The organism is Candidatus Pseudomonas phytovorans (assembly GCA_029202525.1).
In the GTDB taxonomy this organism is placed as follows: domain Bacteria; phylum Pseudomonadota; class Gammaproteobacteria; order Pseudomonadales; family Pseudomonadaceae; genus Aquipseudomonas; species Aquipseudomonas phytovorans.
In genome coordinates this window covers 4,496,943-4,523,915 of record CP119325.1, presented here as the reverse complement: position 1 = coordinate 4,523,915, position 26,973 = coordinate 4,496,943, and the positions used below count along the sequence as shown (strand labels likewise).

At 61.9% G+C, this 26,973-nt stretch carries 24 protein-coding genes and 2 riboswitches; of the genes, 5 read left to right on the top strand and 19 right to left on the bottom strand.

From position 1 onward, the window contains the following. Positions 1–8: 8 nt before the first annotated feature. From P0Y58_19870 to lpxO, 10 genes are all read right to left on the bottom strand, one after another. Entirely contained in the window at positions 9–1,346 is a 1,338-nt protein-coding gene (locus P0Y58_19870) for an OprD family porin (GenBank protein ID WEK29152.1), read from the bottom strand. Further along, positions 1,343–1,777 carry a pseudoazurin gene (locus P0Y58_19865; protein ID WEK29151.1) on the bottom strand — a complete coding sequence of 145 codons (435 nt, stop codon included), beginning with the start codon at positions 1,775–1,777 and terminating at the stop codon, positions 1,343–1,345. The genes P0Y58_19870 and P0Y58_19865 overlap by 4 nt, the downstream gene beginning before the upstream one ends. 17 nt (positions 1,778–1,794) lie before the next feature. Then, on the bottom strand, positions 1,795–2,583 hold the full coding sequence (locus P0Y58_19860) for an ABC transporter ATP-binding protein (GenBank protein WEK29150.1): 789 nt from the start codon (positions 2,581–2,583) through the stop codon (positions 1,795–1,797). After that, on the bottom strand, positions 2,580–3,596 hold the full coding sequence (locus tag P0Y58_19855) for an iron ABC transporter permease (protein WEK29149.1): 1,017 nt from the start codon (positions 3,594–3,596) through the stop codon (positions 2,580–2,582). Before P0Y58_19855 ends, P0Y58_19860 begins: the two co-directional genes overlap by 4 nt. Next, positions 3,596–4,606 carry an ABC transporter substrate-binding protein gene (locus P0Y58_19850; protein WEK29148.1) on the bottom strand — a complete coding sequence of 337 codons (1,011 nt, stop codon included), beginning with the start codon at positions 4,604–4,606 and terminating at the stop codon, positions 3,596–3,598. Before P0Y58_19850 ends, P0Y58_19855 begins: the two co-directional genes overlap by 1 nt. Positions 4,607–4,715: 109 nt before the next feature. Further along, positions 4,716–4,914, bottom strand: a riboswitch (cobalamin riboswitch). Positions 4,915–4,941: 27 nt separating this feature from the next. Then, positions 4,942–6,108, bottom strand: coding sequence for a DUF1624 domain-containing protein (locus P0Y58_19845; GenBank protein ID WEK29147.1), 1,167 nt, complete (start codon positions 6,106–6,108; stop codon positions 4,942–4,944). 142 nt (positions 6,109–6,250) lie between these two features. Beyond that, positions 6,251–8,377 (bottom strand): TonB-dependent receptor, encoded by a 2,127-nt coding sequence (locus P0Y58_19840; GenBank protein WEK29146.1) that lies wholly within the window; start codon positions 8,375–8,377, stop codon positions 6,251–6,253. 108 nt (positions 8,378–8,485) lie between these two features. Next, a riboswitch (cobalamin riboswitch) is annotated at positions 8,486–8,694 on the bottom strand. Positions 8,695–8,849: 155 nt separating this feature from the next. After that, entirely contained in the window at positions 8,850–9,419 is a 570-nt protein-coding gene (locus P0Y58_19835) for a GNAT family N-acetyltransferase (protein WEK29145.1), read from the bottom strand. A 78-nt stretch (positions 9,420–9,497) separates the two neighbouring features. Then, positions 9,498–9,842 (bottom strand): carboxymuconolactone decarboxylase family protein, encoded by a 345-nt coding sequence (locus P0Y58_19830; GenBank protein ID WEK29144.1) that lies wholly within the window; start codon positions 9,840–9,842, stop codon positions 9,498–9,500. A gap of 105 nt (positions 9,843–9,947) precedes the next feature. Beyond that, on the bottom strand, positions 9,948–10,847 hold the full coding sequence (gene lpxO / locus P0Y58_19825; GenBank protein ID WEK29143.1) for a lipid A hydroxylase LpxO: 900 nt from the start codon (positions 10,845–10,847) through the stop codon (positions 9,948–9,950). Between the two features lie 158 nt (positions 10,848–11,005). On the opposite strand from lpxO, the gene thpR reads away from it, so the two are divergent. Next, complete coding sequence (gene thpR / locus P0Y58_19820; protein ID WEK29142.1) at positions 11,006–11,551, top strand: RNA 2',3'-cyclic phosphodiesterase; 546 nt, start codon at positions 11,006–11,008, stop codon at positions 11,549–11,551. A 7-nt stretch (positions 11,552–11,558) separates the two neighbouring features. On the opposite strand, the gene P0Y58_19815 is transcribed toward thpR, so the two are convergent. The 4 genes from P0Y58_19815 to P0Y58_19800 all read right to left on the bottom strand — a co-directional run bounded on the left by P0Y58_19815 (position 11,559) and on the right by P0Y58_19800 (position 16,283). Beyond that, entirely contained in the window at positions 11,559–13,991 is a 2,433-nt protein-coding gene (locus P0Y58_19815) for a TonB-dependent siderophore receptor (GenBank protein ID WEK29141.1), read from the bottom strand. A gap of 93 nt (positions 13,992–14,084) precedes the next feature. Further along, positions 14,085–15,059, bottom strand: coding sequence for a FecR family protein (locus tag P0Y58_19810; GenBank protein WEK29140.1), 975 nt, complete (start codon positions 15,057–15,059; stop codon positions 14,085–14,087). Then, positions 15,056–15,562 carry a sigma-70 family RNA polymerase sigma factor gene (locus P0Y58_19805; protein WEK29139.1) on the bottom strand — a complete coding sequence of 169 codons (507 nt, stop codon included), beginning with the start codon at positions 15,560–15,562 and terminating at the stop codon, positions 15,056–15,058. The genes P0Y58_19810 and P0Y58_19805 overlap by 4 nt, the downstream gene beginning before the upstream one ends. 124 nt (positions 15,563–15,686) lie before the next feature. After that, a complete protein-coding gene (locus P0Y58_19800; GenBank protein ID WEK29138.1) occupies positions 15,687–16,283 on the bottom strand; it encodes an NAD(P)H-dependent oxidoreductase in 597 nt (198 codons plus the stop codon). A 91-nt stretch (positions 16,284–16,374) separates the two neighbouring features. On the opposite strand from P0Y58_19800, the gene P0Y58_19795 reads away from it, so the two are divergent. Next, positions 16,375–16,974 (top strand): TetR/AcrR family transcriptional regulator, encoded by a 600-nt coding sequence (locus tag P0Y58_19795; GenBank protein WEK29137.1) that lies wholly within the window; start codon positions 16,375–16,377, stop codon positions 16,972–16,974. Positions 16,975–17,105: 131 nt separating this feature from the next. On the opposite strand, the gene P0Y58_19790 is transcribed toward P0Y58_19795, so the two are convergent. Continuing rightward, positions 17,106–18,011, bottom strand: a complete 906-nt coding sequence (locus P0Y58_19790; protein WEK29136.1) for an AraC family transcriptional regulator — start codon at positions 18,009–18,011, stop codon at positions 17,106–17,108. A gap of 181 nt (positions 18,012–18,192) precedes the next feature. On the opposite strand from P0Y58_19790, the gene calA reads away from it, so the two are divergent. Next, entirely contained in the window at positions 18,193–19,245 is a 1,053-nt protein-coding gene (gene calA / locus P0Y58_19785; protein ID WEK29135.1) for a vanillin reductase, read from the top strand. Positions 19,246–19,386: 141 nt separating this feature from the next. On the opposite strand, the gene P0Y58_19780 is transcribed toward calA, so the two are convergent. Next, positions 19,387–20,703 (bottom strand): hypothetical protein, encoded by a 1,317-nt coding sequence (locus P0Y58_19780; GenBank protein ID WEK29134.1) that lies wholly within the window; start codon positions 20,701–20,703, stop codon positions 19,387–19,389. A gap of 204 nt (positions 20,704–20,907) precedes the next feature. Between P0Y58_19780 and P0Y58_19775 the strand changes: the two genes are divergently transcribed. Further along, positions 20,908–22,107, top strand: a complete 1,200-nt coding sequence (locus P0Y58_19775) for a sugar transporter (GenBank protein ID WEK29133.1) — start codon at positions 20,908–20,910, stop codon at positions 22,105–22,107. A 171-nt stretch (positions 22,108–22,278) separates the two neighbouring features. Here the strand turns inward: P0Y58_19775 and P0Y58_19770 are convergent, their stop codons facing one another. Beyond that, positions 22,279–22,863, bottom strand: a complete 585-nt coding sequence (locus P0Y58_19770) for a LysE family translocator (protein WEK29132.1) — start codon at positions 22,861–22,863, stop codon at positions 22,279–22,281. 50 nt (positions 22,864–22,913) lie between these two features. Beyond that, on the bottom strand, positions 22,914–23,744 hold the full coding sequence (locus P0Y58_19765) for an AraC family transcriptional regulator (protein ID WEK29131.1): 831 nt from the start codon (positions 23,742–23,744) through the stop codon (positions 22,914–22,916). 169 nt (positions 23,745–23,913) lie between these two features. On the opposite strand from P0Y58_19765, the gene P0Y58_19760 reads away from it, so the two are divergent. Then, the gene (locus P0Y58_19760) at positions 23,914–24,366 is read left to right on the top strand and encodes a hypothetical protein (GenBank protein WEK29130.1); all 453 of its coding nucleotides are present in this window, start codon (positions 23,914–23,916) and stop codon (positions 24,364–24,366) included. A 65-nt stretch (positions 24,367–24,431) separates the two neighbouring features. Here the strand turns inward: P0Y58_19760 and P0Y58_19755 are convergent, their stop codons facing one another. Next, a complete protein-coding gene (locus tag P0Y58_19755) occupies positions 24,432–26,972 on the bottom strand; it encodes an ATP-binding protein (protein WEK29129.1) in 2,541 nt (846 codons plus the stop codon). Between the last annotated feature and the right edge of the window lies 1 nt (position 26,973).

The following is a 26,973-nucleotide window of genomic DNA, read 5'->3' as shown; positions in this document are numbered from 1 at the left end:
CCGATCGATCAGAACCCCCCAGATAGTGGCCACTCCACCGCCAACCGTATCTGGTCGCCGTCCAGCTCCGCCTGCGCCGTGTTCCCACGGTGCACGTTATGCCTCACCGAGAACGTCGTTCCCTTGGCCTTGCCACTCTGCACCACATACCTCGCCTCGAGGTTGCGTTCCCAATGCTTGCCACCCTTGCCATACCCCAGGTACGCATACCCGCCATTCGGGTCGACATGTGTGCCGTCGATATCGAACCCCCTCACATACAACGCCGTCAGGTTCAACCCCGGCACCCCATAGGCCCCCATGTTCAGGTCATAGCGTGCCTGCCAGGACTTCTCGTTCGGTGCGTTGAAGTCCGACATCTGCACGGCGTTGGCAATGAAGATTGCCCCGCGCGTCACGTAGTCAAACGGGCTATTGCCGTCTACTTGCTGCCAGCCAAGGCTGAAACCGTGCGGCCCGTGGTTGTAGCGCGAGACCAGGCTCCAGGTGGTGTTGTCGATGCGCCCGGACAGCGCCTTGCCGGTGTCTGTGGTGCGGTACAGGTTCAGGTCCAGGCTGATGCTGCGTCGGTCATCCAGCGCGTGGCTCAGGGTGCTGCCCAGGTAGTGCTGGTTCCAGCTGTCCTCGTAGCGCGAGGTGTACAGGCTGCCGCTGAAGGCTGCGGCGGGGTTCCAGACCACGCCGGCCAGGTCGAAACTGTTGCCCTGCTTGCCGTTGGAATAGTTCACCGCGAAGCCCTGGTCGTGGCTGGAGGCATTGCGGTCGGCGTTTTCGTTGAAGTGCCCGGCCACCAGCTTGAGCGTGTCGAATTCGCTGCTGGTGAGGAAGAAGCCTGTGGCGGTCTCGGGCAGCAGGCGGCTGTCGGAAGAGCTGAACACCGGCGTTTTGACCCGTTGCTCGCCATAAGAGAGAACGGTATTGGACATCCGCAGCTTCAGCGCCGCGCCCGCGCGGCTGTATTCGTTTTTCGGGTGCCCGTCGTTGTCCACCCCCAGCAGGCGTGCTTTGCCCACGCGCCCGCCGCCACTGTCGAGTTGTACGCCCAGGTAGGCATGGGCGTCGACGCCGACACCGATCAGGCCCTGAGTGAAGCCGGACTGAAAGGTCCCCATCAGGCCGTAGGCCCATTCCTCAGCCTTGCCATTACGTTCGCTGCGCGGTTTGTAGGCGTTGCGCCCGGCACTGTTGCGTCCACCGTGTTTGTAGTCGCGCTGGTCGAATACGCTGCGGTTGAGGATGCCCCAACTGCTGTCTTCGACAAAACCGTTGCTTTGCGACTGGGCGGAGTCGGCCAGCGCAACGGGTGCCAGCCCCAGCAGTGGCAGCGCCCACAAAAGCCGGGTCATTGCCCGCCCCCAAGCTTCTGCAACTGCTCAGCGAAGCGGGCCTTGGCCCGCGCGGGCAGGCTGGATGGCAGCTCGGCAGCCGGTGCATCACCCACCTGGATTACCATCACCATGCCCATTGCCAGGTGCGGAATGCACTGGATGCCGTACACGCCGGGTACGCTGAAGGTCTGCTCGAACGGCTGATTCAGTTTGCTCTTGAACGGCTCGGCCCCGCTGGGCAGCAGGCCGCTCACGCTGGCCGCATTGTGCCCGCTCTGGGTGGGCAGAAAGCGCACGGTGTCGCCGGGGGCGATGCGCAGGTGGTCCGGCTCGTACACCATCGCACCTGCGCTGCCGCGGTTGAGCATTTTCACTTCATGCACCTCGGCCAGTGCGGCAGGGGTAAGCAGGGCGCTGGCAAGCAGCAAGGCGACAGGGCGCAACAGCATCAGCAGAACTTCCTGGTTCAGGGGGCGCGAAAACGCAGGATGCGCGCGCCATCGAAGGGATCGGTGAGGTAGCGGGCATGCACGCCGAAAGTGCAAAGCAGTCGCTCGGGCGTAAGGACTTCAAACGGTTTGCCAAGGGCGACCAGTCGGCCCTTGTCCAGCACCGCGACGCGGTCGCAGGTAAGCGCCTGGTTGAGATCGTGCAGGGCCACCAGCGTGGTCACCGGCAGGGCTTGAACCTGCTGCAGCAGGCTTAGCTGGTGCTGAATGTCCAGGTGGTTGGTCGGCTCGTCCAGCAACAGTACCTGAGGCCGTTGCGCCAGGGAGCGGGCGATGTGCACGCGCTGGCGCTCGCCACCCGACAGCGAACCCCACAAGCGTGTGCGCAGGTGCAGGGCGTCGAGATCCGTCAGCGCTTGTTCGACGATGGCGCGGTCCTCCCGAGAGAACGGTGCCAATGCCGACAGCCAAGGGGTACGGCCCAGGGCAACGGCATCGAACACACGGATCGCATCAAGGGTGTCGGCCTGTTGCTCGACCAGTGCCAGGGCCTGTGCGACGCGGCGGCGGGGCAGCTGTGTCAGCGGCTCGCCCAGCAGTTGCACGCTGCCGCTGGCTGGCTTGCGCAGCCCAGCCAGCAATTTGAGCAGCGAGGATTTGCCAGAGCCGTTAGGGCCGACGATGCCCAGGGTTTCACCCGCCACAACGCTCAGATCGATATCGCACAGCACGGTATTGCCGGCCAGCTGCAGCCCCAGGCCTTGGCAACTCAGCGGCGCAAGCTGTACAGCGGTCATGGACGTCATGAGTGCCCTCGGCGGCTGACCAGGATAAGGGCAAACACCGGTGCACCGATCAGTGCGGTGACCACACCCACGGGAATCACCTGGCCCGTAATCAGGGTGCGCGAAAGAATGTCGGCGGCAATCAGGAACAGTGCACCGCCCAGTGCGCTGGCGGGCAGCAGGCGGCTGTGCCCGGGGCCGAGCAGCAGGCGCAGGGCATGCGGGATCACCAGCCCGACAAAACCGATCGCGCCGACGATGGATACCATCACGGCCGTCACCAGCGCCGTGCAGCTGATCAGTAGCAGTTGGGTGCGCCGCACCGGGATACCCAGCGATGCAGCCGAATCGGCGCCGAAGGTGAAGGCATCCAGTGCGCGGCGGTGCAACAGGCACACCACCAGGCCGAACAGCGCTACCGGCACAGCCAGCCACACGGATGGCCAACGTACGCCGCTGAGATTGCCCAACAGCCAGAACAGAATGCCGCGTGCCTGTTCGGCGGTGGCTGACTTGGTGATGAGAAAGGCGGTGAGGGCGTTGAACAGTTGCGAGCCGGCAATACCGGCCAGGATCACCTGCGCATTGTTGCTGCTTGGGCCGGCCGCACGTGCCAGCACCAGCACCAGGGCGAACGCAGCCAACGCACCGATGAATGCGCCCCCGGACATGCTCAGCGTCAGGCTTCCCAGGCCCAGCAGGCCGACCAGCACTGCGCCGGTCGAGGCACCCGCCGACAACCCCAGCAGGTATGGCTCGGCCAGCGGGTTGCGCAGCAGCGCCTGGAGCACCACGCCGCAGGTGGCCAGGCCGGCACCGCAGGCTGCCGCGACCAAGGTGCGGGTCAGGCGGTAGTTCCAGACGATGCCGGCATCGATCGGGTCAACCGGGTAGCCGGCCTGCCACAGGTGGTTGGCCAGCACCTGGCCGACCACGCTGGGCGAAAGGTTGGTCTCGCCGATGGCCGTTCCGGCCAGCAAGGCGGCCAGCAGTGCCGCCAGGGCAACGGCGATACAAGGTAGCAGGCGGTTCATCACTGGGCTGCTTTACCGCTGGCAAAGGCGGCGGACAGCGTCTGCAGGCCACGGAACAGGCGGATGCCGGCCTGCATGGCGTCAGCGTCGAGGACGATGATGCGGTCGTGCTTCACCGCGTCCATGTTGCGGGTTACCGGGTCGTTGCGCAGGAATTCCAGCTTCTTCTGGTAGTCGTCGGCGGGGAAGCGGCGGCGATCCATGCGCGCGATGATCAGCCAGGTGGGGTTGGCCTTGGCCAGGGTTTCCCAGCCTACAGTAGGCCATTCCTCTGTGGACTCGACCACGTTGCGCACGCCCAACGTGCGCAGCATGAAGTCAGCGACCCCTTGACGGCCCGCCACGTAAGGGTCGATGTCCAGGTCGGCACTGGAGAACCAGAACAACGCCGAGGTGGCGGACAGGTCCTTGCCGGCCAGTTGTGCCTTGGCGCTGTCCAGGCGGCCTTTCAGTTCGGCGTTCAGGGCAGTGCCGCGCTCCTGCACATCGAAGATCTCGGCCAGCTGGCTGACGCTCTTGTAGATGCTGCTGACCTGAAACGCCTGCAGGCGGGTACCGTCGGCGCCGACCAGGTTGTCCTTGCCTTCGCAGTCTGACGGCAGCAGGTAGGTGGGGATCTTCAGTTCATCGAACTGCTCGCGGGTGCCGACCACACCCTGGGCGCCGACCATCCATTCGAACTGCACCGTCACCAGTTGCGGGCGCTTGCCGACCACGGCCTCGAAGCTGGGGTCATTGTCGGCCAGGCGCGGCACCTTGTCGTTCTGCGCCTGGTACTCGGGCAGCACGTTGTTGAACCACAGCGAAGTGCCCGCCAGCTTGTCGCCCAGCCCGAGTGCGTAGAGCATCTCGGTGCCGGCCTGGCCGATGGTGACGGCGCGTTGCGGCGCCTGGGCGAAGGTTTGCGGTTTGCCGCAATTCTCGACCGTCAGCGGGTAGTGGGTGGCAGCGGCCTGGGCCAGGCCAGTAAGGCCGAGGCCGGCGAGCAGGGTGGCGAAACGGGGCAGCATGCTGGGCGATCTCCTATCGGACAGTTCGGGTGAGGAACGCACGGACAGGCATCGCCGAGCCCCGCCGATGGCAGGGGCAGCACTGATGGCCAATCCCGGACACCCCGCCGGTTGGTAAATGTAGGCCGGCAGGTCTCCTGACTGGTGCGTCATGGCCCGGCTCCGGCCTTCCCGGGCTTGTGGCCCAGTGGCATCGATGGAGCAGGCTCGGCACCTACAGTTGCGGGGGCAGTTCCGTTTGGCCCGTATTGGCGGGCCTGGGATTCCCTATTAATTCCGTGGTGGAAACCGGCGGCCCGCATGGTAGACCATCGCGCCGCCCGGTGAAAACGCTTTTAGAAGTACTTCAGCCAGGTGATGTCGCGGCGGCGCGCTTTCAGGCGGGCGAACCCGCGCACCGGCAGGTACAGCGAAACCGCCAGCGCGGCTGCGCCCAGCCACACCGCCGCGATGCCATCGAAGCCGAAATAATCGCCATGGTTGAGGCCGAACAGCGCCACGCAGGCCAGGTACAGCAGCTTCAGCACGTACAGGTGCAACAGGTAGAAGAACATCGGTGCTGCGCCAAACACCGCCAGCGCGCTGATCCAGCGGGCTTGGCCGGCGCGCTCGAAGGCGCGCAGCAGCAGCAGGCCGCAGCCCAGGGTCAGGGCCAGGAACAGCAGTGACGGCGGGTATTTGGTGATGTTGAAGAAGCTCATCACGGTTTGTGTGAAGGTGGGGTAACCACTCCACGGCGCCTCGCCATAGCCGTTGAGCATGCGCAACACAACAAAGCCCAGCAACGCGATCAGCCCAGCCAGCAGCAGGCGCTGCTGGCGTTGGCCGGCTGTGCTGCCACGGGCGAACCAGGGGCCAAGGCCGTAGCCCAGGGCGATGACGCCGATCCATGGCAGCACCGGGTAAGAGGTGCGCAGGCGCAGGGTATCGGAGAACTCAAGCCAGCCACGGTCGTGCAGGATTGCCCATGGCACATGCAGAGCTGACTCCACGCCAAAGTGCAAGCCGTCGAGCAGGTTGTGGCCGGCGACTATGACTGCGCCCAGGGCGAGCAGCGCGCCACGGGGCAGCCATACCAGCAGCGACAGGGCGATCATGCTGACGCCGATTGCCCAGATGACTTGCAGGTAGATCACGCTGGGCGGCAGCTGGAAGGTCCAGGCGAAGTTGACCAGGGTGAATTCCAGCACCACCAGGAACAGCCCGCGTTTGAACAGAAACGCCGAGACATCGCCACGGCCCTGGTGTTTTTCACCGTACAGCCAGGCCGACAGGCCGGTCAGCAGCACGAACACTGGTGCGCAGAGGTGGGCCAGGGTGCGGCTGAAAAACAGCGAAGGCTCGGTGACGTCAATGGTCATCGGGTCGCTGACCTGGCGGTGCAGGAAGAAGGTTTCGCGGACGTGGTCCAAAAGCATGAACAGGATCACCAGGCCGCGCAGGGCATCGATGCTCTGCAGGCGCTGGGTGATCAGGGTGGGCGTGGCGCTGGCGCTTGTCATGGAGGGTCGCTGATAGGAATGAATGTCATGTGAAACGTTATCTTATAACTAATTGGTTATGTGTTGGTAGAGCTTTTTGTGTTGCCTGAGCGGGTCTCTTCGCGGGCACGCCCGCGAAGAGGCCGGTACAGGCAGGCTCAGGTCAGAAGCTGTAGTCCACCGTCGCAAAATACGACCGTGGCATCCCCATAAGCCACTGCTGCCCACTGAACGCCGACTGCACATATTCGCGATCAAACAGGTTGTTCAACTGCAACCCCAGCTTCACATCCGGCAACACCTGCCAGGCGATGTTGGCATCGACCACGGTGTAGCCGGGGGCACTCTGGGTATTGGCGGTATCGGCATAGCGCTCATCCACATAGCGCGCACCAATGCCGGCTTCTACCTGCTGGCCGAAGCCTTTGCTCAGCCACAGGTTGGCGGTACGCCGTGGCACGTTGGCCGGCCGGTTGCCGGCACGGTCCTGCGCTACGCCACCGACCATCTCGTCGAAGTCGTCATACCTGGCGCGCACCAGCGACGCGTTGGCCGACACCTGCCACTGATGCGCCAGTGCCAGTTCCAGGGTTGCTTCAAGGCCATCGGAGGTCTGCTGCCCAGCCTGCTGCTTCTCATGGGTGATCGGGTCGTCTACCAGCAGCTTTTTCTTGACGATGTGGTAGGCGGCCAGCGTCCATTCGCCACGGCCCTCCCAGAAGCGCTGCTTGAGGCCAACCTCGGTCTGCTTCGCTTCGGTCAGGTCATAGTGCATCTGGGTGGGGCTGAGGCTGATGAGGTTGTTGACCCCTTCCTCGCTGGTGGAGTACTGCCCATACAGTGACAGGTCGTCGGTGACCGCGAACACCAGCCCGGCGCGCCAGTTGCCGCCGTGCAGGCTGCGGTCGCTGCGGCTGTCGTTGGTCAGGTTGGTGCGGTCGATGTGGTTCTGGTCGCGGCGCACGCCGGTGACCAGCGACAGCCGGTCGCTCAGCTGCAGGCGGTTCTCGGCGAACAGGGCGAAGGTGTGGGTGCTGGACAAGGTTTGCGCGCGCAGCGGCGAGGCGCTGTGGAACCCACCCGGTTCTGGTTGCCACGGGTCGATGAAATCACCGCCCACATCGTTGTAGGGCGCATTGCTGTCAACGTTGAAGCGGACCTTGTTGTATTCCGCGCCGACCACGGTCTTGCTGGCCAGGCCGAACAGCGAGTCGTCAAAGGTGAAGGTCTGGCGGTCGCCGAACTGTTCCTGGTTGTGCTTGATCTCCAGGTAGCTGCCGCGCTGCAATTGCTGGCGCTCGGGATCCCAACTGTAGTCTTCGGCGTTGCGCCAGTGGCGGCGGCTTTTGATGTAGTACAGCTGGTTGCTGGCGCTGAGGTGGTCGTTCAGCGTCCAGTCGGTGGTCAGCCGGGTCCACTCATCGACGTAGTGCTGTACATCGTTCTGCACGTTGTAGTTTTTTTTGCGCAGGCTGCTGCGGTAGTGGCCGTCGATCAATGGGGTGCCGTAATAGTTGGCCGGCTGCGCATCGCCACGGTCGTGGGCAAGGGTGAAGCTCAGGTCATCGCTGGCATCGAAACGCAGAGCCGCACTCAGGGCCAGGCTGCGCGAAGTGGTGCGGTCGACCCAGCCGTTGCCGGCCTGCTGATTCAGCGTCAGGCGATAGCTCAGGCGCTCGCTGAGGCTGCCGCCGCTGTCCAGGCCGAGCTGCTGGCGGTCCCACGAGCCGTAGCCCAGGCGCAGGTGGTTGCGCACTTCGCCAGCAAACGGTTTTTTCGGGATCACGTTGACTACCGCGCCGGTGGCGCCTTCGCCATGCAGTACCGAAGCCGGGCCGCGAATCACATCGATACGCTCGACCATCCACGGGTCGACAGGGAACGTCTGGGTGCCGGCTCCGGTATACAGGCGTGCGCCGTCGAACAGGGTCATGACCGAACTGTGGCCGGCAAAGCCGCGGGCGGACAAGCCTGTGCCGCCGTCACCCGGGGAGCCGACGAAGGTGATGCCCGGCGAACGGGTCACTGCATCCTGAACGGTGAGGTTGTTGCGCTGCTGAATCTGCTCGGCGCTGATGCTGCTGGTGCTGGCCGGTGTTTCCAGGGCGCTCAGCCCAAGGCGCGAGCCTGCCTGGGTTGGCGTGGCCAGGTCGATGGCGCGGCTGTCGAGGGTGTCGGTGATGGCCGTGGAGGGCAAGGCCAGGGGCTGCGGGTCACGGTCATCGGCCAGGGCCGGCAGGGCGACGGCCAGGCAGGCCGCCAGGGGGTGAAGCTTGAACATACGGGACATGTCGTTCCACTGCTGCAGGAATGAATGCATCCCGGTGGAAAACACGCAAAGGCGAACCATGCAGGCAGGCGCGCGCACGGATTCCGGCCTGCGCCCGCCCACCGCGGGTTGCCAAATAAGGCTTCAGGCCGGTCTCCGGGCTTGCGAGGGGCATGAAACCTTCACCTTCCCATGCACATGCACAGTGGTATCTCGAAAGGTTCGCTCGCTTACCGTTGCGGGGGCAGCGCCGGACTTGTCGTGGCTAACACGACGCACCGGCTTCCCGTTTCACCCTGCGCACGGCGGCGAAGGGCACCTGAAACTGGCGCGCATCTGACCACCGAAATGCTGGGGCGTCAAATGCGCAGTAGAGCAGGTCAGGCCCTTTCGCGGGCTTGCCCGCTTCCACAGGTACTGCACAGACTCGAAATCTGTGTTGTACCTGTGGGAGCGGGCAAGCCCGCGAAGAGGCCAGACCTGCTCAAGAAGATCAGCGCCCGCGACGCCGAGACACCCGTGCCTCGATGTTCTTGCGCCCAATCAGCAGCGGGGGTTTCTCCACCACCGGCTCATCCGCCAGCCACTTGTACATCACCAGGCAGTCCACCAGCCCAAGGCGCGCATGGCGATAAGCCTTGGGCAAGCGGCCAACCGTCTCGAAGCCCAGCTTGTGCCACAGTGCCACCGCGACTTCATTGCTGGCCACCACCGAGTTGAACTGCAGGGCCAGAAAACCCTCCTGGCGTGCCAGCTTCTGCGAGTGCTCGCACATCAGGCGTGCCACGCCTCGGCCACGTGCCTGTTCGCACACCATGTAGCCGCAATTGCCCACGTGCGCGCCAGGCCCGGCGGCATTGGCCTTGAGGTAATACGAACCCAGCAACGCGCCATCCTCTTCGGCTACCAGCGTGTGCAATGGCAGCTCCAGCCACAACTGGCGCGCTTGTTCGAAGTTGAGGGCGGGGTCGAACGCATAGGTTTCGCGGGCTTGGACGACGCCCTGGAAGGTGGGCCAGAAGCGTTCAAAGTCTTCGGGTGTCATGTGGCGGATATGGATCATGCGGGTTCCTGCAAGGGCTGGGCCGCCAAGTCTGTGGGGCGCGGCGCCGTCGCGCAAGGGCGGCGACGCCGTTTGTACTCAGCCGTTGGCCTTGCCTACCGCATCCATGGCCCGCGCCGAGTAGACCAGCGCAGCACCAGCGTTCATCGCCACGGCCACGCCGAGGGCTTCGGCAATTTCCTCGCGGCTGGCACCGTGCTTGACCGCCTGCTGCGAATGCACGGCGATGCAGCCGTCGCAACGGGTGGTCACGGCCACGGCGAGCGAGATCAACTCACGCGTCTTGGCGTCGAGGTGGTTAGTCTTGGCTCCTGCACCGCTGGCGGTCATGTAACCGGCCACGGTGTCGGGGGAGAGTTGCTTGAGATCGCCGATGCCGGCCATCAACTGCTTACGGTAGGCGTCCCAGTCCATCATGCTCATCGTCTTCACCTTGGGGTGGTTGCGAGTGGAGCTTTCAGGCTAGTCGAAGAGTGGCCAACGCGAGACCTGTACTTTGGTGGTTCTGCAACAGTACTTGGGGAGCACTCAGATGTAGATGAACACCAGCACCAACGCCGCAACCACTGCCCACTTTTCCAGGTAATAGCGCATGCGGTTGCGCTTCTTCAGCGCCTTGCCGCGTTCACGGATCTTGTAGATGCGGGTGAACAGCCGGTTGATACCGCCGGTCTTGTCGCCAGCACCGTTGGGTGCGGCGGCGGCGGCCATGACGTTGCGGCTGAACCAGCGGTTGAACGCAGTCGCCCAGCGGTACTTGAGCGGGCGCTCGACGTCACAGAACAGGATGATGCGGTTGTGCTCGGTGGTGTTGGCCGCATAGTGGATGTAGGTTTCGTCGAAGATCACACCCTCGCCATCGCGCCACGAGTACTTCTCGCCGTCCACGTCGATGTAGCAACCGTCGTCGTTCGGCGTATCCAGGCCCAGGTGATAGCGGTACGAGCCGGCATACGGGTCACGGTGGCGCACCAGCTTGGCGCCCGGGGGCAGGGTGGCGAACATGGCAGCCTTTACGGTGCCGATGCTTTGCAGCAGCTCGGTGGTGCGTGGGCACAGGGCCATCGCCGACGGGTGGCTTTCACCGTACCACTTCAGGTAAAACCGCTTCCAGCCAGTCTTGAAGAACGAGTTGAAACCGACATCATCGTAATTATCCGACTTCTTGATTTCGCCTACGTGCAGCAACTGGCGGCCTTCCTCGCGGATTTCCTGCCAGTGATCCTGCAGCGGTTTCAGTTCAGGGAAGGCCTCGACCGGCAAGTAAGGCTTGGCCGGGAGCCTGGAAAACAGGTACAGAAAACTGTTGATCGGGGCCAGGAAGCTGGAATGGTCACCCAGCTGGCGGGTCAACTTGTGGCGAACCCGACCGCGCAGGTGCACATAGGCAATCGAGAGGGCGAAGATAAGTACGAGTGCAATTTTCATGGACGTTTACTTGTCGAAAAATGGCCATGCGCCATGGCATAAGCTCGCCAGCATAAACAATCACGGGGGTAGTTTGTACTTATTGTTACGAAACGGCGGGGCGACATTGGTGTAATGCCCTACAGTCTTGCGCAAACGTTTCATGCCAGGGAGTTTGTATGGTTCAGGATATACGCCCCAGCGGTAGCCCGTTCAAAAGGCTGTTCTTCGCCTTGCCGGTCAGTGACGCCCAGCGCAGTGCTCTGGCCCAATGGCGCCGGGGCCTGAGCCTGCGCAGTGGCAAGCCGGTGCCGGCGGCCAACTTCCATGTCACGCTGTTGTTTCTCGGCGATGTGGATACCGCCCAGGTGCCTGCTATCTGTGCGGCGGTCGATCAACTGACGCTGCCTGGGGCGGCACCGCGGCTGTTGCTTGACCGTTTGCAGGTGTGGCAGCGGGCCGGTGCGTTGGTGCTGGAGGCGCAGCAGATACCGCCGGCCCTGTTGCAACTGGTGTACGGCTTGCAGCAGGCGTTGCTGCCGTTGGGGGTGGAGGTGGCCAACCGTGAGTATCGGCCACACTTGACCCTGTCCAGGGATTATCGCGGGCAACCGCCCGAAGCCATCAGCGCTCCGGAGTTCTACCTTACAGCGCGCCACTTCACGCTCTACGAGTCGCGCAAGGGCGCGTACTGGCCCTTGGCGCAGTGGCCGCTGGCAGACTGACCCGGGGTCAGAATTCCGGGGTGTACTTGACCGTCAGCATGAAGTTGCGCGGTTCGCCATAGTTGTTGCTGCCATTGAGCTGGTTGAAGCCGGCGACCCAGTACTTCTTGTCGAACAGGTTGTTGGCGTTGACGGCAAGGTTCACTTCCGGGGTCAGCTGGTAGGCCAGGCGCGCGCTCCACACGGTGTAGCCAGGCACGGTGTAGGTGCGCTCATAGCCAAGGGTGTGGCTCTGAGTGGTGAAACCAAGGCCGGTGCTCCAGCGCTGGCCGTCCAGCGGCAGGGTGTAGTCGGCCCAGGCGCGCAGCATGTGCTTGGGTGTCCACTGGCTGAATGTGCGGCCCTTTTCATCTGGGTCATCGAGGTACTTGGTGGTGTTGTAGGTGTAGCCTGCGAACAGTTGCAGGCCACTGAGCACTTCGCCGCTGATCTCGGCTTCGACGCCTTGGCTGCGCACCTTGCCCGCTGCGGTGGAGCAATACCAGTCATCGCAGGCGAAGCCCGAGGCCACATCGGTAACGGCACGGTTTTCCTGATCGTAGCGGAACAGGGCAATCGAGGCGTTGACCCGGCCGTCGAGCAACTCGCCCTTGAGGCCCGTTTCATAGTTGCTGCCGATCACCGGTTTGAGCGGCGTATTGCCCACGGCGCGTTCGGTTTGCGGGACGAATACGTCGGTGTAGCTGGCGTACCAAGCCCATTCGCGGGTCAGGTCATAGATGAAGCCGGCATAAGGGGTGACTTGGCCCGTTTCGGTCATACGGCTGGTTGGGTAGCGGGTACCTGGGTCGGTCAGGCTGCTGAAGTCGATCGAGTCCCAGCGGTAGTCGAACCAACTGACACGCGAGCCGAGGATCAACGTCAGGTCCTGAGTAGGTTTGACGCGCCAGGCGCCGTACAGGCCTTTTTGGCGAATGTCGTAGCTGGCCCGGTTGGAGCGCGCCAGGTTACCGTCGAACACACTGTCACGGCTGGGCTCGGGGCGGTCATGGTCGATGTCGAAGATGTTGCCGCCCGCGTCGAAATTGCGCCAGTAGGCGTCATCCGACGTCAACTTGGCATAGTTGCCGCCCACGGTGATTTCATGGGCCAGGGGGCCGGTGTCGAAGTGGCCTACCACGTTCATGTCCAGGCCCAGTTTGGTCGAGTGAAAATCGGTAAGCCAGTCGGCGTAGGTGATGCCGCTGCCGTCTGGTTGAACCCCGATCCCGGTGCTCTGGACGCGCTGGTGAGTGGACGTGTTCACTTCATCCATGCGAACGGCGGCGGCCTTGAACGTCCAGTCATCGTTGAAGCGGTGTTCAAGGTCCAGATAGTAGGTAGTGACATCGTTTTCTGCACGGCTCCAGCGGGCGCCGGTGTAGGTCGAACGCGGCAGGTCTATTGCCTTGCTGTTGGCATAGCGCGGGATGCCGCGCAGCATCGGCCGGGACTGCTGACGGCTGTAGCTGATGCCGCCGCCTACCGTGGTTGCATCATTCAGGTCGATGTCCAGAGCACCATACAACGAATGGTTTTTTGTCCAGACGTAGTCGATGAAGCTGTCACTCTGGTCTTCGTCAGCGACAACCCGTCCGCGCACCCGGCCGTCGCTCGTCAGCGGGCCGCCAGCATCCAGCTGCAGGCCATAGTGGTCCCAGGAACCAGCCTTGCCTGTCAGCGTGACGGTTGGCGCCGCCTGGCCACGTTTGCGCACCAGGTTGATCGCCCCGCCCGGGCTGCCGGTGCCTTGCAGCAGGCCCGAGGCACCCCGCAGCACTTCCACGCGGTCGAAGAACACCAGGTCCTGGGTCGCCCAGTTACCCAGTGAGTAGTTGTTGCGCTGGATTGGCACACCATCGTATTGCCAGTCATCAATCTGGAAGCCACGCGAGGTCACGACCACGCCAGGGCCAATGCCCTGTGCGCCGACAATGCCGGTAGTGTGGTTGAGCGCATCCTGCAAGTCGGTGATGCCCTGGTCATCCAGTTGCTTGCGCGTGATGACGGTGACTGACTGCGGAATCTCCTTGAGTGTGTGCGTGCCTTTGCCCAGGGTCACCGCGCGTGCGGCATAGGAACCCGTGCCTTCGCTGGTTGCATCCACATAGTTGTCGGTGATGCTGGTGCTGCCCAGTTCCATGACGTCGCTGCCAAGGTTGCCGGGAACCACACTGAAATGGCCCTCGGCAGAAACCCGCAGCTGCAAGCCGCTGCCGGCCAGCGCGGCTTGCATGGCCTGCTCGGCGCTCATCCGGCCGACCACGGCAGGTGCCTGTTTGCCGCGCACCAGTTCAGGCTCCAGCGCAATGATGTGGCCGCTCTGGCTGGCAATGCGGTTGAGCGTGTGGGCCAGGCTGGCAGGTGGCAGGTCGAACACCTGGGTTTGCGCCTGGGCAAGCACGTTGAAGCTGGCCAGGGCGGCGACCAGCGGCAGGGCGCGGGGCAAGAGGTTGTACACGGATTACTCCCGAATGAAGTGGCTGTCAGGAGGTATGTGGGACGAGCCAGAAAAACTTGCCACGATTACGAATGATTTTCATAAATATTTTTATCAAGCGGTTTTCAGGTCGATCAGCATCAGCCACGGGCCATAGCGCTCCACGCTGATTGGCAGGGCTTCGGCCAACGCCTTCAACGCCTGTTGTGGCTGGTCCAGAGGGAAAACGCCTTGTACTCGAAGTTCGCGTACTGCGGGGGCTAGCCGGATGTAACCGCGCTGGTAGGGGCGCAGCGCGTCGACCACCACATGCAGGGGCTGGTCGAGGACCTCCAGGCGGCCCTCCAGCCATGCAGCACGTTGCTGTTGCTCGCCCGTCAGCCGCTCAATGGCATTACTGCGCAGCAGGGCGGCCTGCCCTTGCTGCAGATCGGCCCACTGCCCATCGGCCAGGCTGGCGCGGACACTGTGCTGCAATACCACGACCCGGGTCGCGTCCTGCTCCTGGCTGACCAGAAAACGCGTCCCCAACGCCTGCACTTGCCCTTGCGCGGTGCGCACACGCAACGGGCGCAGCGGATCGCGCGCAACCTGGATCAGCAACTCGCCGTGACGCAGTACCAGCAGACGCTGCCCGCCATCGAAGCAAACGTCGACAGCGCTGGCGCTGTTCAGGCTCAGGCGACTGCCGTCTGCCAAGGTGAAGCTGTGGCGCTCGCCACTGCCTGTGTGCAAATCGGCCAGCCAGCCTTGGGTGGTGTCGCTGCGCCATCCACCCCACAGCGCCGCGCCGAACAGCCCGAGGCTGGCCATGGCGCCAAGTACGTCACGCCGTGAGCGGGTAGGCTGCATCAGCAATCGGCGTGCCTCTGCGGCTTGGCCGGGGGCCCGCTGATCCAGCGCGTGCAACGCGGCAAACGGATGGCCAAGGCGTTGTTCCAGGCGGTTCCAGGCCTGTTGGTGAGCGGGGTCCTGCTGCAGCCAGATCCTGACCCTTTGCCGCAGCGCCGGGTCAGGCGTGGCGGCCCTGAGTTCGACCATCCAGTCGATGGCCTGTTCGCTGACCCGGTCGAGGGCTGGCCTGCTCATGCCTGCACCTCGCACAGGTAACATTGGCGCAGCGCCTGTTTCATGTAGCGGCTGACAGAGCGCTCGCTGATCTGCAGCTTTGCGGCAATGTCGGCGTAGTGCATACCGTCGAGCTGGCTATAGAGGAAGGTGGCTTTGACCACGGCTGGCAAGCCGTCCAATGCCTGATCGATGGCTATCAGGGCCTCGATCAACAGCAACTGCTCCTCGGCCGATGGCGCTACGGCCTCCGGCAGCCGCGCCAGATGGTCCAGATAGGCTTGCTCGAGCTGACGACGACGATGGCGGTCGAAGATCAGCCGGCGGGCAATGACGGTGAGGTAGGCGCGAGGCTGCTGAATGCTGTCGGGGTCGACGCGTGCGCCGAGCATCTGGCAGAACGTTTCGGCGGCGGTGTCCTCGGCGTCGGCGTGGTTGCGCAGGCGTTTGTGGATGTGCTGGAGCAACCAGCGATGGTGATCGCTGAAGAAAAAGCCCAGTTTACGGGTCGATGTGCTGTCCAACGCCTGGCTTCCGGTTGTGAGTGTGAATCGTTCTCAATGGTAGCCGGGTCTTTTGTTTTCCTGCAATGGGGCGGGGCGCAGAAGCTGAGCTGCCGCTACTTGAGTAGCGGCGCTGCGGCACAGCTCAGGCAGCGACCTGGCAATCTGCAAACAGTTTTTTGCCCAACGCGTGAGCGCGATGCAACTGGGGGGCCTGGTCAGGCCCTTCGCTGTCATCCAGCAATGTGGAGGTGAGCACCTCGGCGCCGCAGTAGTCGAAGATGCCGTGCTCGATCTGTACACGCATCGCCTCGCCATAGCCATGCCGTTCGAACGTGCCTGTATCGGCGCCTGCGACGCCGATCAGGTGAACGTTCATGCCGCGTAATTTCTTGACCGTGGTGCCCTCTTCATAGTCGAACGCCCAACCGTTGCTGAATACCCGCTCGACCCAGCCCTTGAGCAAGGCCGGCAGCGACCACCAGTAGATTGGATAGACCAGTACCAAGGCGTCTGCGCGCTCGATGCGGGCCTGCTCATTGAGAACATCGGCCGGTGGTGCTGCCAGCCGACGGTGTACGGCATGGTCTGCCAAGCCGAAACGGGGGTCGAAACCTTCGCTGGCCAGGTCGGCGATTTCGCTGCTGTGGCCTTTGCTGGCCAAGCCGTCGGCAACCTGCCGGGCCAGCGCGTGAGTGAGGGATTGCGGGTCATGATGACCGACGACGATCAGAGCGTGCATGGTGGTTCTCCATTGTAGGGTGCAGGGTTGCCTTGAGCGCTATATACTCGAGGTAAGTTACGCTTAGTAAGTTACTTTTGGTAGGTAATCGATGTCAAGCGATGATCAAGCACGCTCACGCAAGCGCCTTAGCCGCGACGATCGACGCAGGCAGTTGCTCGATGTGGCCTGGCAACTGGTGCGGGAGGAGGGTACAGATGCCCTGAGCCTGGGCCGGTTGGCTGAGCTTGCAGGGGTGACCAAGCCTGTGGTCTACGATCATTTCGAGACCCGTAATGGGCTACTGGTGGCGCTGTACCAGGAATACGATGCCCGTCAGTCGCAGATGCTGGCGCAGGCCCTGGCCAGTTGTGAGGCCAGCTTGGACAGCCGTGCCCAGGTGATTGCCGAGGCCTATGTGGACTGCGTGATGAGTCAGGGCCGGGAGATACCCGGGGTGTCGGCAGCGCTGGCCGGGTCGCCGGAAATGGAGGCACTGAAGCGGGCGTATGAGCAGCCGTTTCTGGACAAGTGCCGCGAAGCCTTGGCCGGTTTTTCGCCCAGCGGCAATGTGGGGGTTGCTGGCATGCGCCTGTTGGTAGGAGCGGCGGATGCGCTGTCTCAGGCAGCTGCAGCAGGGGAGCTGGAGGCCGGGCAGGCCAAGGCTGAGCTCAAGGCCGCAATTATCGCTATGGTCGAGCGGCAAGCATGAAGCGCATGTGGCTACTGTGGGAGCGGGCGCGCCCGCGAACACCGGCATAGCCGGTGCCATCCACCGCGTCGTCTGCTTCGCGGGCGCGCCCGTTCCCACAATGATCGTGCATGCTCGATAAACTGGCGTCGCTACACAGGCAAGCTCTGATACGGCAGTTCGTCCCCCGGGCTGCGCTCGAACTGGCGTTTGTACTCGCGGCTGAACTGCGAAGTGCTCTGGTAACCCACCCGGTGCGCAGCCTGCGCCACGCCCAGGCCTTCGCCGATCAACATCTGCTGCGCCTTGAGTAGCCGCAGGCGCTTGAGGTACTGCATCGGTGCCATGTCGGTGCAGCGCTTGAAGTGTTCATGGAAGGTCGAAACGCTCATGTTGGCCCGCGCGGCCAGTGCCTCCACGCTCAGTGGATCGGCGTAATGCTCCCGAAGGTGGGCGAGCGCGGCGCCGATGCGGGCGAAGTGCCCCTGTTGCTCCACCAGTGCCCGCAACACACCGGCCTGCGGGCCGCGCAGCGCGGTATACAACACCTCGCGTACGCGTGCCGGGCCCAGCACCTTGGCGTCCAGCGGGTCCTGCAGGCAGTGCAGCAGCCGTTCGACACTGTCGCGCATGGGCGCATCCAGTGCTGCCGAGGTCATCGATTGCGGTGTTTGTGCCTGTATTGCAGCGTCTGGCGCCAGGTCCATGCTCTGCACCAGTTCACCCAGCACGCCACGGTCGATGTCCACTGCCACGCCCAGCAATGGCGCGTCAGGGGTGGCGAAGGTTTCGCACATGAACGGCACCGACAACGCCTGCACCAGGTAATGACCGGCGCCGTATTCGAGGGTGCGCGGCCCCAGGCGCGCCAGCTTGCTGCCCTGGGCCAGGATCATCAGGCTGGGTTCGTAGATTTGCGGGCTGCTGGCCACATAGTGGTCCCAGCTCAGCACCTGTACCTGAGGCAGGTGCGTGGGCACGAAGCCCGGGCGCGTAGCGAGGCTGCGGATCAGCGTGCAAAGCGGCGCATTGGCGTCGACGTGACGGGTCAGTTGCATGGTCAACCAAAGGCAGAGAATCAGACAGCTTAATCATCGCAGATCCAAGGCATGGCGCCAGGTGTCAGATGGGATCTTCGTAGAATCAGGCATGAATGCCGGAGAATCAGCCGTGGGCGTGACGCGGTTGGGCGCGCAGAATGCGCCGCCTGAATCGTTTCACTTTCCTGCGAGGCCCTGCATGTATACCGCCATCGGTTACGCCGCCCAAACCCCTGCCAGCCCACTGGCGCCCATGACCTTCGAGCGCCGCAGTCCGCGCCCGGACGACGTCGCCATCGAAATCCTGTACTGCGGTGTGTGCCACTCCGACATCCACCAGGCACGCAACGAATGGGGCATCGCCGTGTACCCGCTGATGCCTGGCCACGAGATCATTGGCCGGGTCACGGCGGTGGGCACCAAGGTCACCGCGCACAAGGTGGGTGACCTGGTTGGCGTCGGCTGCATGGTCGACTCGTGCCGCCACTGTGAAGCCTGCGCCAAGGACCTGGAGCAATATTGCCTTGAAGGCCCGACCATGACCTACGCCACCCCGGACCGGGTCGACGGCAGCAATACCATGGGCGGTTACTCCAGCAGCATCGTGGTCAGCGAGCACTTCGTGCTGCGCATCCCGACCGGCATGGACCTGCCCAGCGCCGCACCGATCCTGTGCGCTGGCATTACCACCTATTCGCCGCTCAAGCACCATGGTGTCGGCCCTGGCCACAAGGTCGGCATCCTCGGCATGGGCGGCCTTGGCCACATGGGCATCAAGCTGGCCAAGGCCCTGGGCGCCGAAGTCACCCTGTTCACGCGGTCTCAGGCCAAGGCCGAGGAAGCCCGCCGCCAGGGCGCTGACCATGTGATCGTGTCCACCGATGCCGAGCAGATGCGCGCAGCAGCCGACCGTTTCGATTTCCTGCTCGATACCATCCCGGTACAGCACGACCTCAACCCGTATCTGGAAACACTGAAGTTTGATGGTGTGCACATCCTGGTCGGCCTGATCGAACCGATCGACCCGGCAGTGCATGCGGCCAACCTGGTATTGAAGCGCCGGGTGCTGGCGGGGTCGTTGATCGGTGGCATCGCCGAGACCCAGGAGGTGCTGGACTTCTGCGCCCAGCACGACATCCGTTGTGATATCGAGATGCTGGATATCCGCAACATCAACCAGGCGTATGAGCGGATGATTGCCGGGGATGTGAAGTACCGGTTCGTGATCGACATGGCCACACTTCAGGGCTGATTGATCGGTTGCCTGTACCGGCCTCTTCGCGGGCTTGCCCGCTCCCACCGATACTGCACAGTTCTCAAGGCCTGTGTAGTGCCTGTGGGAGCGGGCAAGCCCGCGAAGAGGCCAGTGCAGGCAGCAAAAATGTTGGACCTGCTACCAGATCATCGCCTTGTCCCACCCTTTCCAGAACAACCACCGCCGCACTTCGCCATGCGCCCCGGTGCCGATCTGCCACTCAGGTCGCCCGCTGTCCAGGGCAATCAGCGATACAACCCCTGCATGGCTAGCCGCCACCAGCGTACGCCCGTCGGCACTCACATCCATCGCGCTGATGGTAGAACCCAGATAGTGCTGCCAATGTTCCTTGCCATCTTCGCCAAATGCCCGCAGGTAGCCGTAGGCGTCCCCGACGATGTACTCGCCAGTGCGCGCAACGCCGGCATACACCCGTGCGCCATCCTGTACCAACGGGGTATGCGGGTCCTGGCTGTAGTAATCGGTTCGCAGCCCCGGCAGGTCGGCCACCCGGACCGCCAGCGTGGCACCGCTGTAGAAGTGGCAGGCATTGAGTATCAATTGGTCACCGGCCCTGTTGAACAGCGCAAAGTGCGGGTATTCACTGCCGGGGCCGATTTCAGCCACAAGCCTGTACTGGTCGTCCAGTACCAGGTGCCGGCTACCTTGCTCACCTACCACGATCAGGCGGCCATCCGCCGACACCGCACCATGCTCCATGCTCAGCCCCAGGCTGATGTCCTCCGGCTCGGTACCTTCGGCCAGCTCATCGAGCACCCGCGCCTGATGCGGCAATAGACGAATTGCGCCCTCAACGGTCAGTACAAAAATACCTTCGGCGCTCACCAGCAGCACGCGTTGGCCATCGGGGAAGGGGATCAGCGCGGTCGGCGCGGGCTGCAGGTCGAACGGCTCGAACGGGTAACCCGCCGGCAACCCTTCCAACCCGGTCGGCCAGGCCAGTCGCTGCACCTGTGGGCCGCCCCAGCCATCGGTCACGCGCACCCCTTCGGCATTGGCCAGGGCGAAATAGCGGCGGCCCGGGCAGCGGCCGAAGTGCTCGGTACCGATCACCGGGGTTACCCCTTGGTGGCTGATACGTACCACTTGGCCCTTGTCGTAAGGCATGCCGATGCGTGCCAGCAGGCTGCCGTCGTCCAGCAGCAGAACGCTGCTGATACCTTGGCCGTGTTCATCAAGCAACGGCACCAAAGGTAGGTGCGCAGGGGGCCAGGCCTGGCGAAAGGCCAGGCGCTGTTGCTCGTTGCAGCCAGGGCGATTGGCCGCTTGCAGGGCCGCCAGCCAGGCGTCGAGCAGGTGCCCGGTGGCTGGGACCTGCGGCTCTTCAAGATTGTCCCAGCCCTGCGCACGGCCCTGCGCGACGTAGTCGTTGACGGCCTGGGCATAGGCAATAACTGCCTGCTGCCACTGCTGCTGGGGGTGCTGCTTGTCCATGAGCGGATCGGGCTCCTTGTTGCACACGCGTTTCACACAAAGCGCGCATGGTACTCCTTCTACCTGCCTTGCGGTTGTGAGGCCCCGGCTTGACGCGTACCATGCCGTACATTCCTATCAATAACAGCGCGTACGTCGGCCCCCAGCAACCGGGTGGCTGGCGTGCGAACTGTTGCCTTGTCTGCGGAGAAGCGTTTCCCACCCATGAACGGACCCATCCCCACCCACCTGCCGCCCACGGCTGGCAGCGGCAGCTGGTTGAGCGTCATCGCTCTGGCCTTGGCGGCCTTCATCTTCAACACCACCGAGTTCGTCCCGGTGGCGCTGCTCAGTGACATTGGCCGCAGCTTCGACATGAGCACCGCCCAGGTCGGGCTGATGCTGACCATCTATGCCTGGGTGGTGGCGCTGGCCTCGCTGCCCATGATGCTGCTGACCCGCAACATCGAGCGGCGGCGGCTGCTGCTGTTCGTATTCCTGGTGTTCATTGTCAGCCACTTGCTGTCGTGGCTGTCGCAGAGCTTTGCCATGTTGCTGGTCAGCCGTATCGGCATTGCCCTGGCGCATGCGGTGTTCTGGGCCATTACCGCTTCGCTGGCGGTGCGTGTGGCGCCACCGGGGCAGCAGGCCAAGGCGCTGGGCCTGCTGGCCACCGGCACCACCCTGGCAATGGTGCTGGGCATTCCGCTGGGGCGTGTGGTGGGCGAGGCGCTGGGCTGGCGCGTGACCTTCCTCAGCATTGCCGGCGTCGCACTGGCCACCATGCTGTGCCTGATGAAGTCGCTGCCGCTGCTGCCCAGCCAGAACTCTGGCTCGTTGCGCAGCTTGCCGGTCCTGTTCAAGCGCCCGGCGCTGGTGATCACCTACCTGCTGGTGACGCTGGTGATTACCGCGCAGTTCACTGCCTACAGCTACATCGAACCGTTTGCACTGCATGTGGCGCAGATCGGCGGTGAGCGCACCACGCTGTTGTTGCTGCTGTTTGGCGGTGCCGGGGTATTCGGCTCGGTGCTGTTCAGCCGCTACAGTGACCGCTTCCCCCATGGCTTTCTGGTCGGCTCGATCGGCTTGCTCGCCGCGTGCCTGTTGTTGATGCTGCCGCTGTCGGGCAACTTCTATGCGTTCGCGGTGCTGAGCATGTTCTGGGGTGTGGCGATCCTCAGCTTCAGCCTGGCGCTGCAGTCCAAGACCTTGAAGCTGGCATCCGATGCCACCGATGTCGCCATGGCGCTGTTTTCGGGTATCTACAACATCGGGATTGGCGGTGGCGCGCTGCTGGGCAGTATCGTCAGCAGCCAGATGAACGTGGCGGATATCGGCCTGGTGGGCGGTAGCGTGGCAGTGGTCGGGCTGGTGCTGGCCGTTGCCAGCACCCGGCGCTTTCGCGAGGCGTTGACACACTGACCCAAGCCCAGTGCGCTTTTCTGTAGGAGCGGCCTTGTGTCGCGATGGGCCGCAAAGCGGCCCCGGCAATTTCTACTGCGAATCTGAAATCCTGGGACCGCTTTGCGGTCCATCGCGACACAAGGCCGCTCCTACAGGTCCCCGTAGACCTGTGGGGTACCTCCTTGGCATTCAAGCCAGTACGGCAGCCCAGGCAGAAACCAACAGCACCCCCGCCAACACCTGGTTGAACAGCTGCAACCGACGCGGTGCCTGCAACCACCGGGCGCTACCCACCCCCAACACCGCCCATGCTGCCATGCACGGCAGGGCGATCAGTAAAAACACCAGCGCCAATTGCCACACCGGCAACGACGGCGCGGCAAACACCCCGACCACCGCCACGGCCATCAACCACACCTTGGGGTTGACCACCTGCAGCGATGCAGCGCTGAAAGCACTGAACCCCTGCGCCGTGGCCGCCTGCAGCGGAGCGGCGGCACTGCGTAGCATCTTCCAGGCCAGCCAGCTTAGCCACAACACGCCGGCCCAGCTCATTACCTGTTGCGCCAAGGGGTGACGTAGCAGAAGTTCGCCCAGCCCCAGGCCGACCATCAACACGATCGCCGCCGCCGCGCCACAGGCCGCCACGATTGGCGCCAGGCTTGCGCGCAAACCCGCGCGCGCGCCGTGGGCCAGGATCAACAGGTTGGTCGGCCCCGGGCTGATGCTGGACACCAGGGCGAACAGAATGAAGGGTAACAACGACTGCGACATGGTTCAGGGCTCCGGGATATCGAAGCACCATGCTCGCTGCCGGCAGGCGCTCAGTCTGGAAGGTTTGAGCAGCGCCTGCGGTAGTCGGCCGGGGTCAGCCGGTAGGCCCGGCGGAACCAGCGCCCCAAGTGGCTTTGATCAGCAAAGCCCAACGCCATGGCCACCTCGGCAGGTGTCTGGCCCTGGGCGAGCAGGCACCTCGCCCGCGCCAGGCGCAGCTGGATCAGGTAGGCATGCGGAGCAATGCCGAACGCGGCCTTGAACGCACGCGTCAGGCGAAAGCGGTCGATGCCGCAGGCTTCGGCCAGGTCCTCCAGGCCGATATCGCGCTCCAGGTTGGCGTGCAAAAAGTCCCGGGCGCGCTGGGCGGTCAGCGGCAGGCGCGGGTCGGGGTTGATGCGCCGGCGCCAGTGCATGTGGCGGGTCAGGCAGGCCAGCAGGTCGTCCATGGCCGTTTGCCGGACGATGCGCAAGTCCTGGTCGTGCACGGCCCGGAAGGCGAGGGCAGTGGCCCGCGCCAGGTGTTCGTCGTGGCACAGGGTATCGGCAAAACTGGGCAGGCTGTCGCCCGGCGCGTGCTCGAACAGCGCCCGCAACTGTTGGTCGAGCCAGGCGGGCTCCAGGTACAAGGTCGAATAGGTGAAGCCTTCTGCGGTCGGCGCCAGGCCATCATGAATGTCGCCAGGTTCGAGCAAGAAGACCTGCCCCGGCGTGCTGCGGTGGCGCACCCGGCGGCAGTTGAACTGCTGCACGCCCTGTTCGGTCACGCCGACCAGGAAGCTGTCGTGCCAGTGCGGGTCGTAGGCATGCCCGACGAAATGCGCACGGACCGACTCGATGCCGGTATCGGCGTCTTGCCTGAGGTCAATCCAGTTGCTCATGTGAACGGGCCCGGTAGTTGGAGTGTGCAGTTTACTTCAGCGGGTAGGCATCGTCTGGAACGAATGTGCAGCATGTGCGCTTACTGGCATTGTGATGTCGAGTGGCGGCCGATATATTGCGGTGTTTGTTCGACAGAATGTCGCAAGGGTTCACTGACAGGGGTAGGTTGTGGAGCTGAAGGAAGAGCTGAAACTGGAGAAATACAGGTACGTTCTGGCACAAAAGCAGGCGCTGAATGAAGCGACCTTCAAAATTGTGGCGGTGTATCAGGCTTTGGTTCTGGCGCTTGCAGCTGGCCAATACACGGTAGTTACCGCGTACGCCAAGGCGCAACTCAAGCCTTCTTGGGCGTTGCCATCGAGCTATATGTTACTGGGGCTGTTCATCATGGTCTCGGCGTTGATCCTCGCGTTGTTGGTGGGTGGGGTATTGTCGTGGAAAGGCTATCGGGATGATGAATCCAAGATTGAGCATGAAGTACTAGGTGTGCCCAAGGCTGCGATCAAGTGGAGAAGTTTGCTTTGCTGGTATGAGACTTACCTTGTACTGTTTGTTTTGATTTTTGGTGGGTTAGGGATTTGGGTTCATGTGAAATACATTTTTTTGATTCTCACGCCATAGGGGTTGAGCGATGCCCGGTTTGGCGTCGCTCTTATTAGTGTGTAAAACCAGTGCTGAGTTAGTCGTCACATTCTCTCGTAAACTGTGCAGTTCCTAATGATTTTCTCGCCTTGTACAGTGCCTATTACGGCGTCTTTTTCACTGATGGAGAACTCTTTCCAAGCAAGGTGAAGAGTGTCTTCAATGGTGTCGCTGATTGAAAAAATAAGATTGGGGTCTTCGGATAATAGTTTTTTTATCCAATTTGCAGGTGCTATGCTGTCAGTAAGTAATAGGTTATCGTTAAGTATAAGGGAGGAGCGAAAGTCACTTGGTAGTACTTCGTCATCTTCTTCGAATGAGATTTGGAAGTCGTGGTGAATCAATGTTTTTAGGCCTTTGCAGTGCGCTGCAAGTTCTTTCGTGTTGATCAACTTTCCATCGATGGTGCCTATGATGATCTTCTTTGGGTTTGCGCCAAGGCCTGCAATTAAAGCGTGATCCTGGAGTGCGAGGTCTTTGCTTTCAATGATCGGCTCAACGTGCTCGGCTAGCCACTTCAAATATTCTTTTAATGTTATTTCTGGATGTGTAGAGTGGCGAGCTAAATCACTTTGGTTGGTGCAGTTGATTATTCCTGTGATGCCCTCTACGTATCCGGTGTAGATACCTTTGTAGGATCCCGCGCAGGTAATTGGTGTGTAGCGATGACTGCGGAGGCGTACGCCGATACGGCCGATGATTTTTCCAGATTCGTTCAATAGTTCATGGAGTGGAGTAGAGTTTTCTATGTGCTTGCTGTTGTTTGCTAAGTGTGGCGATATACGCTTTAGAAGTGCCAGGTCATCAATGTCTAGCCAGTCGTTGGCTTTGATCGCCTGAGTTGTTTTCCCATCGGTGGTGGTAAATAAATCGACATCAAGTGAAGGGGCGAGTTGTGCGCAAATTTCAGCAAGTGATAGTTTGAGTGGTTTTTTTCTCGTGCTTGAAGGGTTTTGTAGTAATTTCTCTAATATATTGGCGTGCAGGAGTACAGAAACTTTGGTCCCGTGTCGTTTGAGTTTTTCATTGCCGCCAGGTTCTCTAAGTGTTGGTCGAAGTTTGTAAGTATCCGAAAAATCCAACACCCATTGAGGGGCTTCATTGGCTTTTGCTTCGTAGCGCGAGGTGGTTAGTACCACTCGTGAGCCCAGCATAAAAACAGAAAAAAAACCAATGCCGAATTTGCCAACTGGCTCAAATCCCGTTGCGCCAAGATGCTCCCATTCGCCTCGTAGCTCGCTGCTTTTCCACAGCGATTTTCCGAAATCCAGGAGTACTTCGGTAAGTACATAGCGGCTCATACCGATACCGGTATCGACTACATCTAGCCACACACCTTCCTGTGTAGACCTGAGCGCAACATCAATCCGTCCCTCTGTTGGGTATAACCCTTCAAGACTACGGCATGCATTCACTGCGTCTCTTGCGTTCTGAATCAACTCTCTAAGCGCCAAGCTCGGCTCATCACCATAAAGCTGAGTTCCTCCAAAGCGCTCCACAATTTCGCTGATGTTTGAAATTTTTACACTAGTGTCGACGGGGTGCCAGCCGGCGGTGGGGACGTTTCTAGAAAAGCGTTCCGTGCTATGGATGTTGGCAACCGTTCTAACTGCGAACAGCTGTCTTTGGTGATCAAGCAGCAGGCGCTCACAAGATTCCAGTTCTGAATCCAATAGTTTTGCCGCATCGTATGCCAGCCACCAGGCTTCTTGGTCTTTAGCTGTAAAAGGCGAAGACGAAAGACATAATTCCTTACGGGTAGGGTCAAGGTCGCGGCTCGGAAGATTGAAGCGCGCTTGGAATTTCCAGTGATGTAGGGATATACCCACCGGCTTCTTCATGGCCAGCAGAAAGCGAGGGGCCCTTCTTCCATCGATATGTGCAGCATCAGCTACTCGCAAAATCAAAGCGAGCTTAAAGACATCTACTTTCCAAGGCGCAGGGCTAAGATAGATAATCGGCTGTACAATCCTGTCGCTCAGAACTTCAAGCTGATGAGGATGATGCCAATGGCTTTCTGCAATCATGCCAATGACATCGGCGAAGTCATTACGCAGGTCGCTGTTATCCAATAAGTGAAGCGGTTTGTTATCTTCGGGAGAGAACCATTCTGCCCGTGCCAGGGTTTTTGCCTGTTTAGGGTGTAAAGCGCGAAGCACCTCGAATAGTACGTTCTGGTAGGCCTCACTTCCCCTTTTCAGCGTTTCTGCGTTTACTTGCAAGGTGTTACAGAATACTTGCCATTCAGGCAGTGCCATTATCTCTTCTATGCCGCCAGGGTAGGCCGCGACGCAGTGCCCTGCGTCATGTAGAAGAAACGCGCCCCCCAGAACAAACGCTTCAGCCGGGTTGACATGGTATTCTGGGCCAATAATTTCTGAAGCAGTCCACCAGAGCGCATCGACGTGGGTGATGTCATGGATCGTCAGATTACCCATATCCTTGTCTATTTGGCTTGCGAGCATGGCTACCCGGCTTCGAAACTCCTCATACGCGAAGACCAATTTTTTGCGCTGTTCGTCGAAGCCATCCTCCTTGGGCGAAAACGCATTTTTCCAGAGTGATGACTGCTGATACGTATCCATG

Coding starts and splice junctions, on each gene's coding strand:
- P0Y58_19870 (WEK29152.1), bottom strand. CDS start 1,346: ATGACCCGGCTTTTGTGGGCGCTGCCACTGCTGGGGCTGGCACCCGTT.
- P0Y58_19865 (WEK29151.1), bottom strand. CDS start 1,777: ATGCTGTTGCGCCCTGTCGCCTTGCTGCTTGCCAGCGCCCTGCTTACC.
- P0Y58_19860 (WEK29150.1), bottom strand. CDS start 2,583: ATGACGTCCATGACCGCTGTACAGCTTGCGCCGCTGAGTTGCCAAGGC.
- P0Y58_19855 (WEK29149.1), bottom strand. CDS start 3,596: ATGAACCGCCTGCTACCTTGTATCGCCGTTGCCCTGGCGGCACTGCTG.
- P0Y58_19850 (WEK29148.1), bottom strand. CDS start 4,606: ATGCTGCCCCGTTTCGCCACCCTGCTCGCCGGCCTCGGCCTTACTGGC.
- P0Y58_19845 (WEK29147.1), bottom strand. CDS start 6,108: ATGACAAGCGCCAGCGCCACGCCCACCCTGATCACCCAGCGCCTGCAG.
- P0Y58_19840 (WEK29146.1), bottom strand. CDS start 8,377: ATGTCCCGTATGTTCAAGCTTCACCCCCTGGCGGCCTGCCTGGCCGTC.
- P0Y58_19835 (WEK29145.1), bottom strand. CDS start 9,419: ATGATCCATATCCGCCACATGACACCCGAAGACTTTGAACGCTTCTGG.
- P0Y58_19830 (WEK29144.1), bottom strand. CDS start 9,842: ATGAGCATGATGGACTGGGACGCCTACCGTAAGCAGTTGATGGCCGGC.
- lpxO (WEK29143.1), bottom strand. CDS start 10,847: ATGAAAATTGCACTCGTACTTATCTTCGCCCTCTCGATTGCCTATGTG.
- thpR (WEK29142.1), top strand. CDS start 11,006: ATGGTTCAGGATATACGCCCCAGCGGTAGCCCGTTCAAAAGGCTGTTC.
- P0Y58_19810 (WEK29140.1), bottom strand. CDS start 15,059: ATGAGCAGGCCAGCCCTCGACCGGGTCAGCGAACAGGCCATCGACTGG.
- P0Y58_19800 (WEK29138.1), bottom strand. CDS start 16,283: ATGCACGCTCTGATCGTCGTCGGTCATCATGACCCGCAATCCCTCACT.
- P0Y58_19795 (WEK29137.1), top strand. CDS start 16,375: ATGTCAAGCGATGATCAAGCACGCTCACGCAAGCGCCTTAGCCGCGAC.
- P0Y58_19790 (WEK29136.1), bottom strand. CDS start 18,011: ATGCAACTGACCCGTCACGTCGACGCCAATGCGCCGCTTTGCACGCTG.
- calA (WEK29135.1), top strand. CDS start 18,193: ATGTATACCGCCATCGGTTACGCCGCCCAAACCCCTGCCAGCCCACTG.
- P0Y58_19780 (WEK29134.1), bottom strand. CDS start 20,703: ATGGACAAGCAGCACCCCCAGCAGCAGTGGCAGCAGGCAGTTATTGCC.
- P0Y58_19775 (WEK29133.1), top strand. CDS start 20,908: ATGAACGGACCCATCCCCACCCACCTGCCGCCCACGGCTGGCAGCGGC.
- P0Y58_19770 (WEK29132.1), bottom strand. CDS start 22,863: ATGTCGCAGTCGTTGTTACCCTTCATTCTGTTCGCCCTGGTGTCCAGC.
- P0Y58_19765 (WEK29131.1), bottom strand. CDS start 23,744: ATGAGCAACTGGATTGACCTCAGGCAAGACGCCGATACCGGCATCGAG.
- P0Y58_19755 (WEK29129.1), bottom strand. CDS start 26,972: ATGGATACGTATCAGCAGTCATCACTCTGGAAAAATGCGTTTTCGCCC.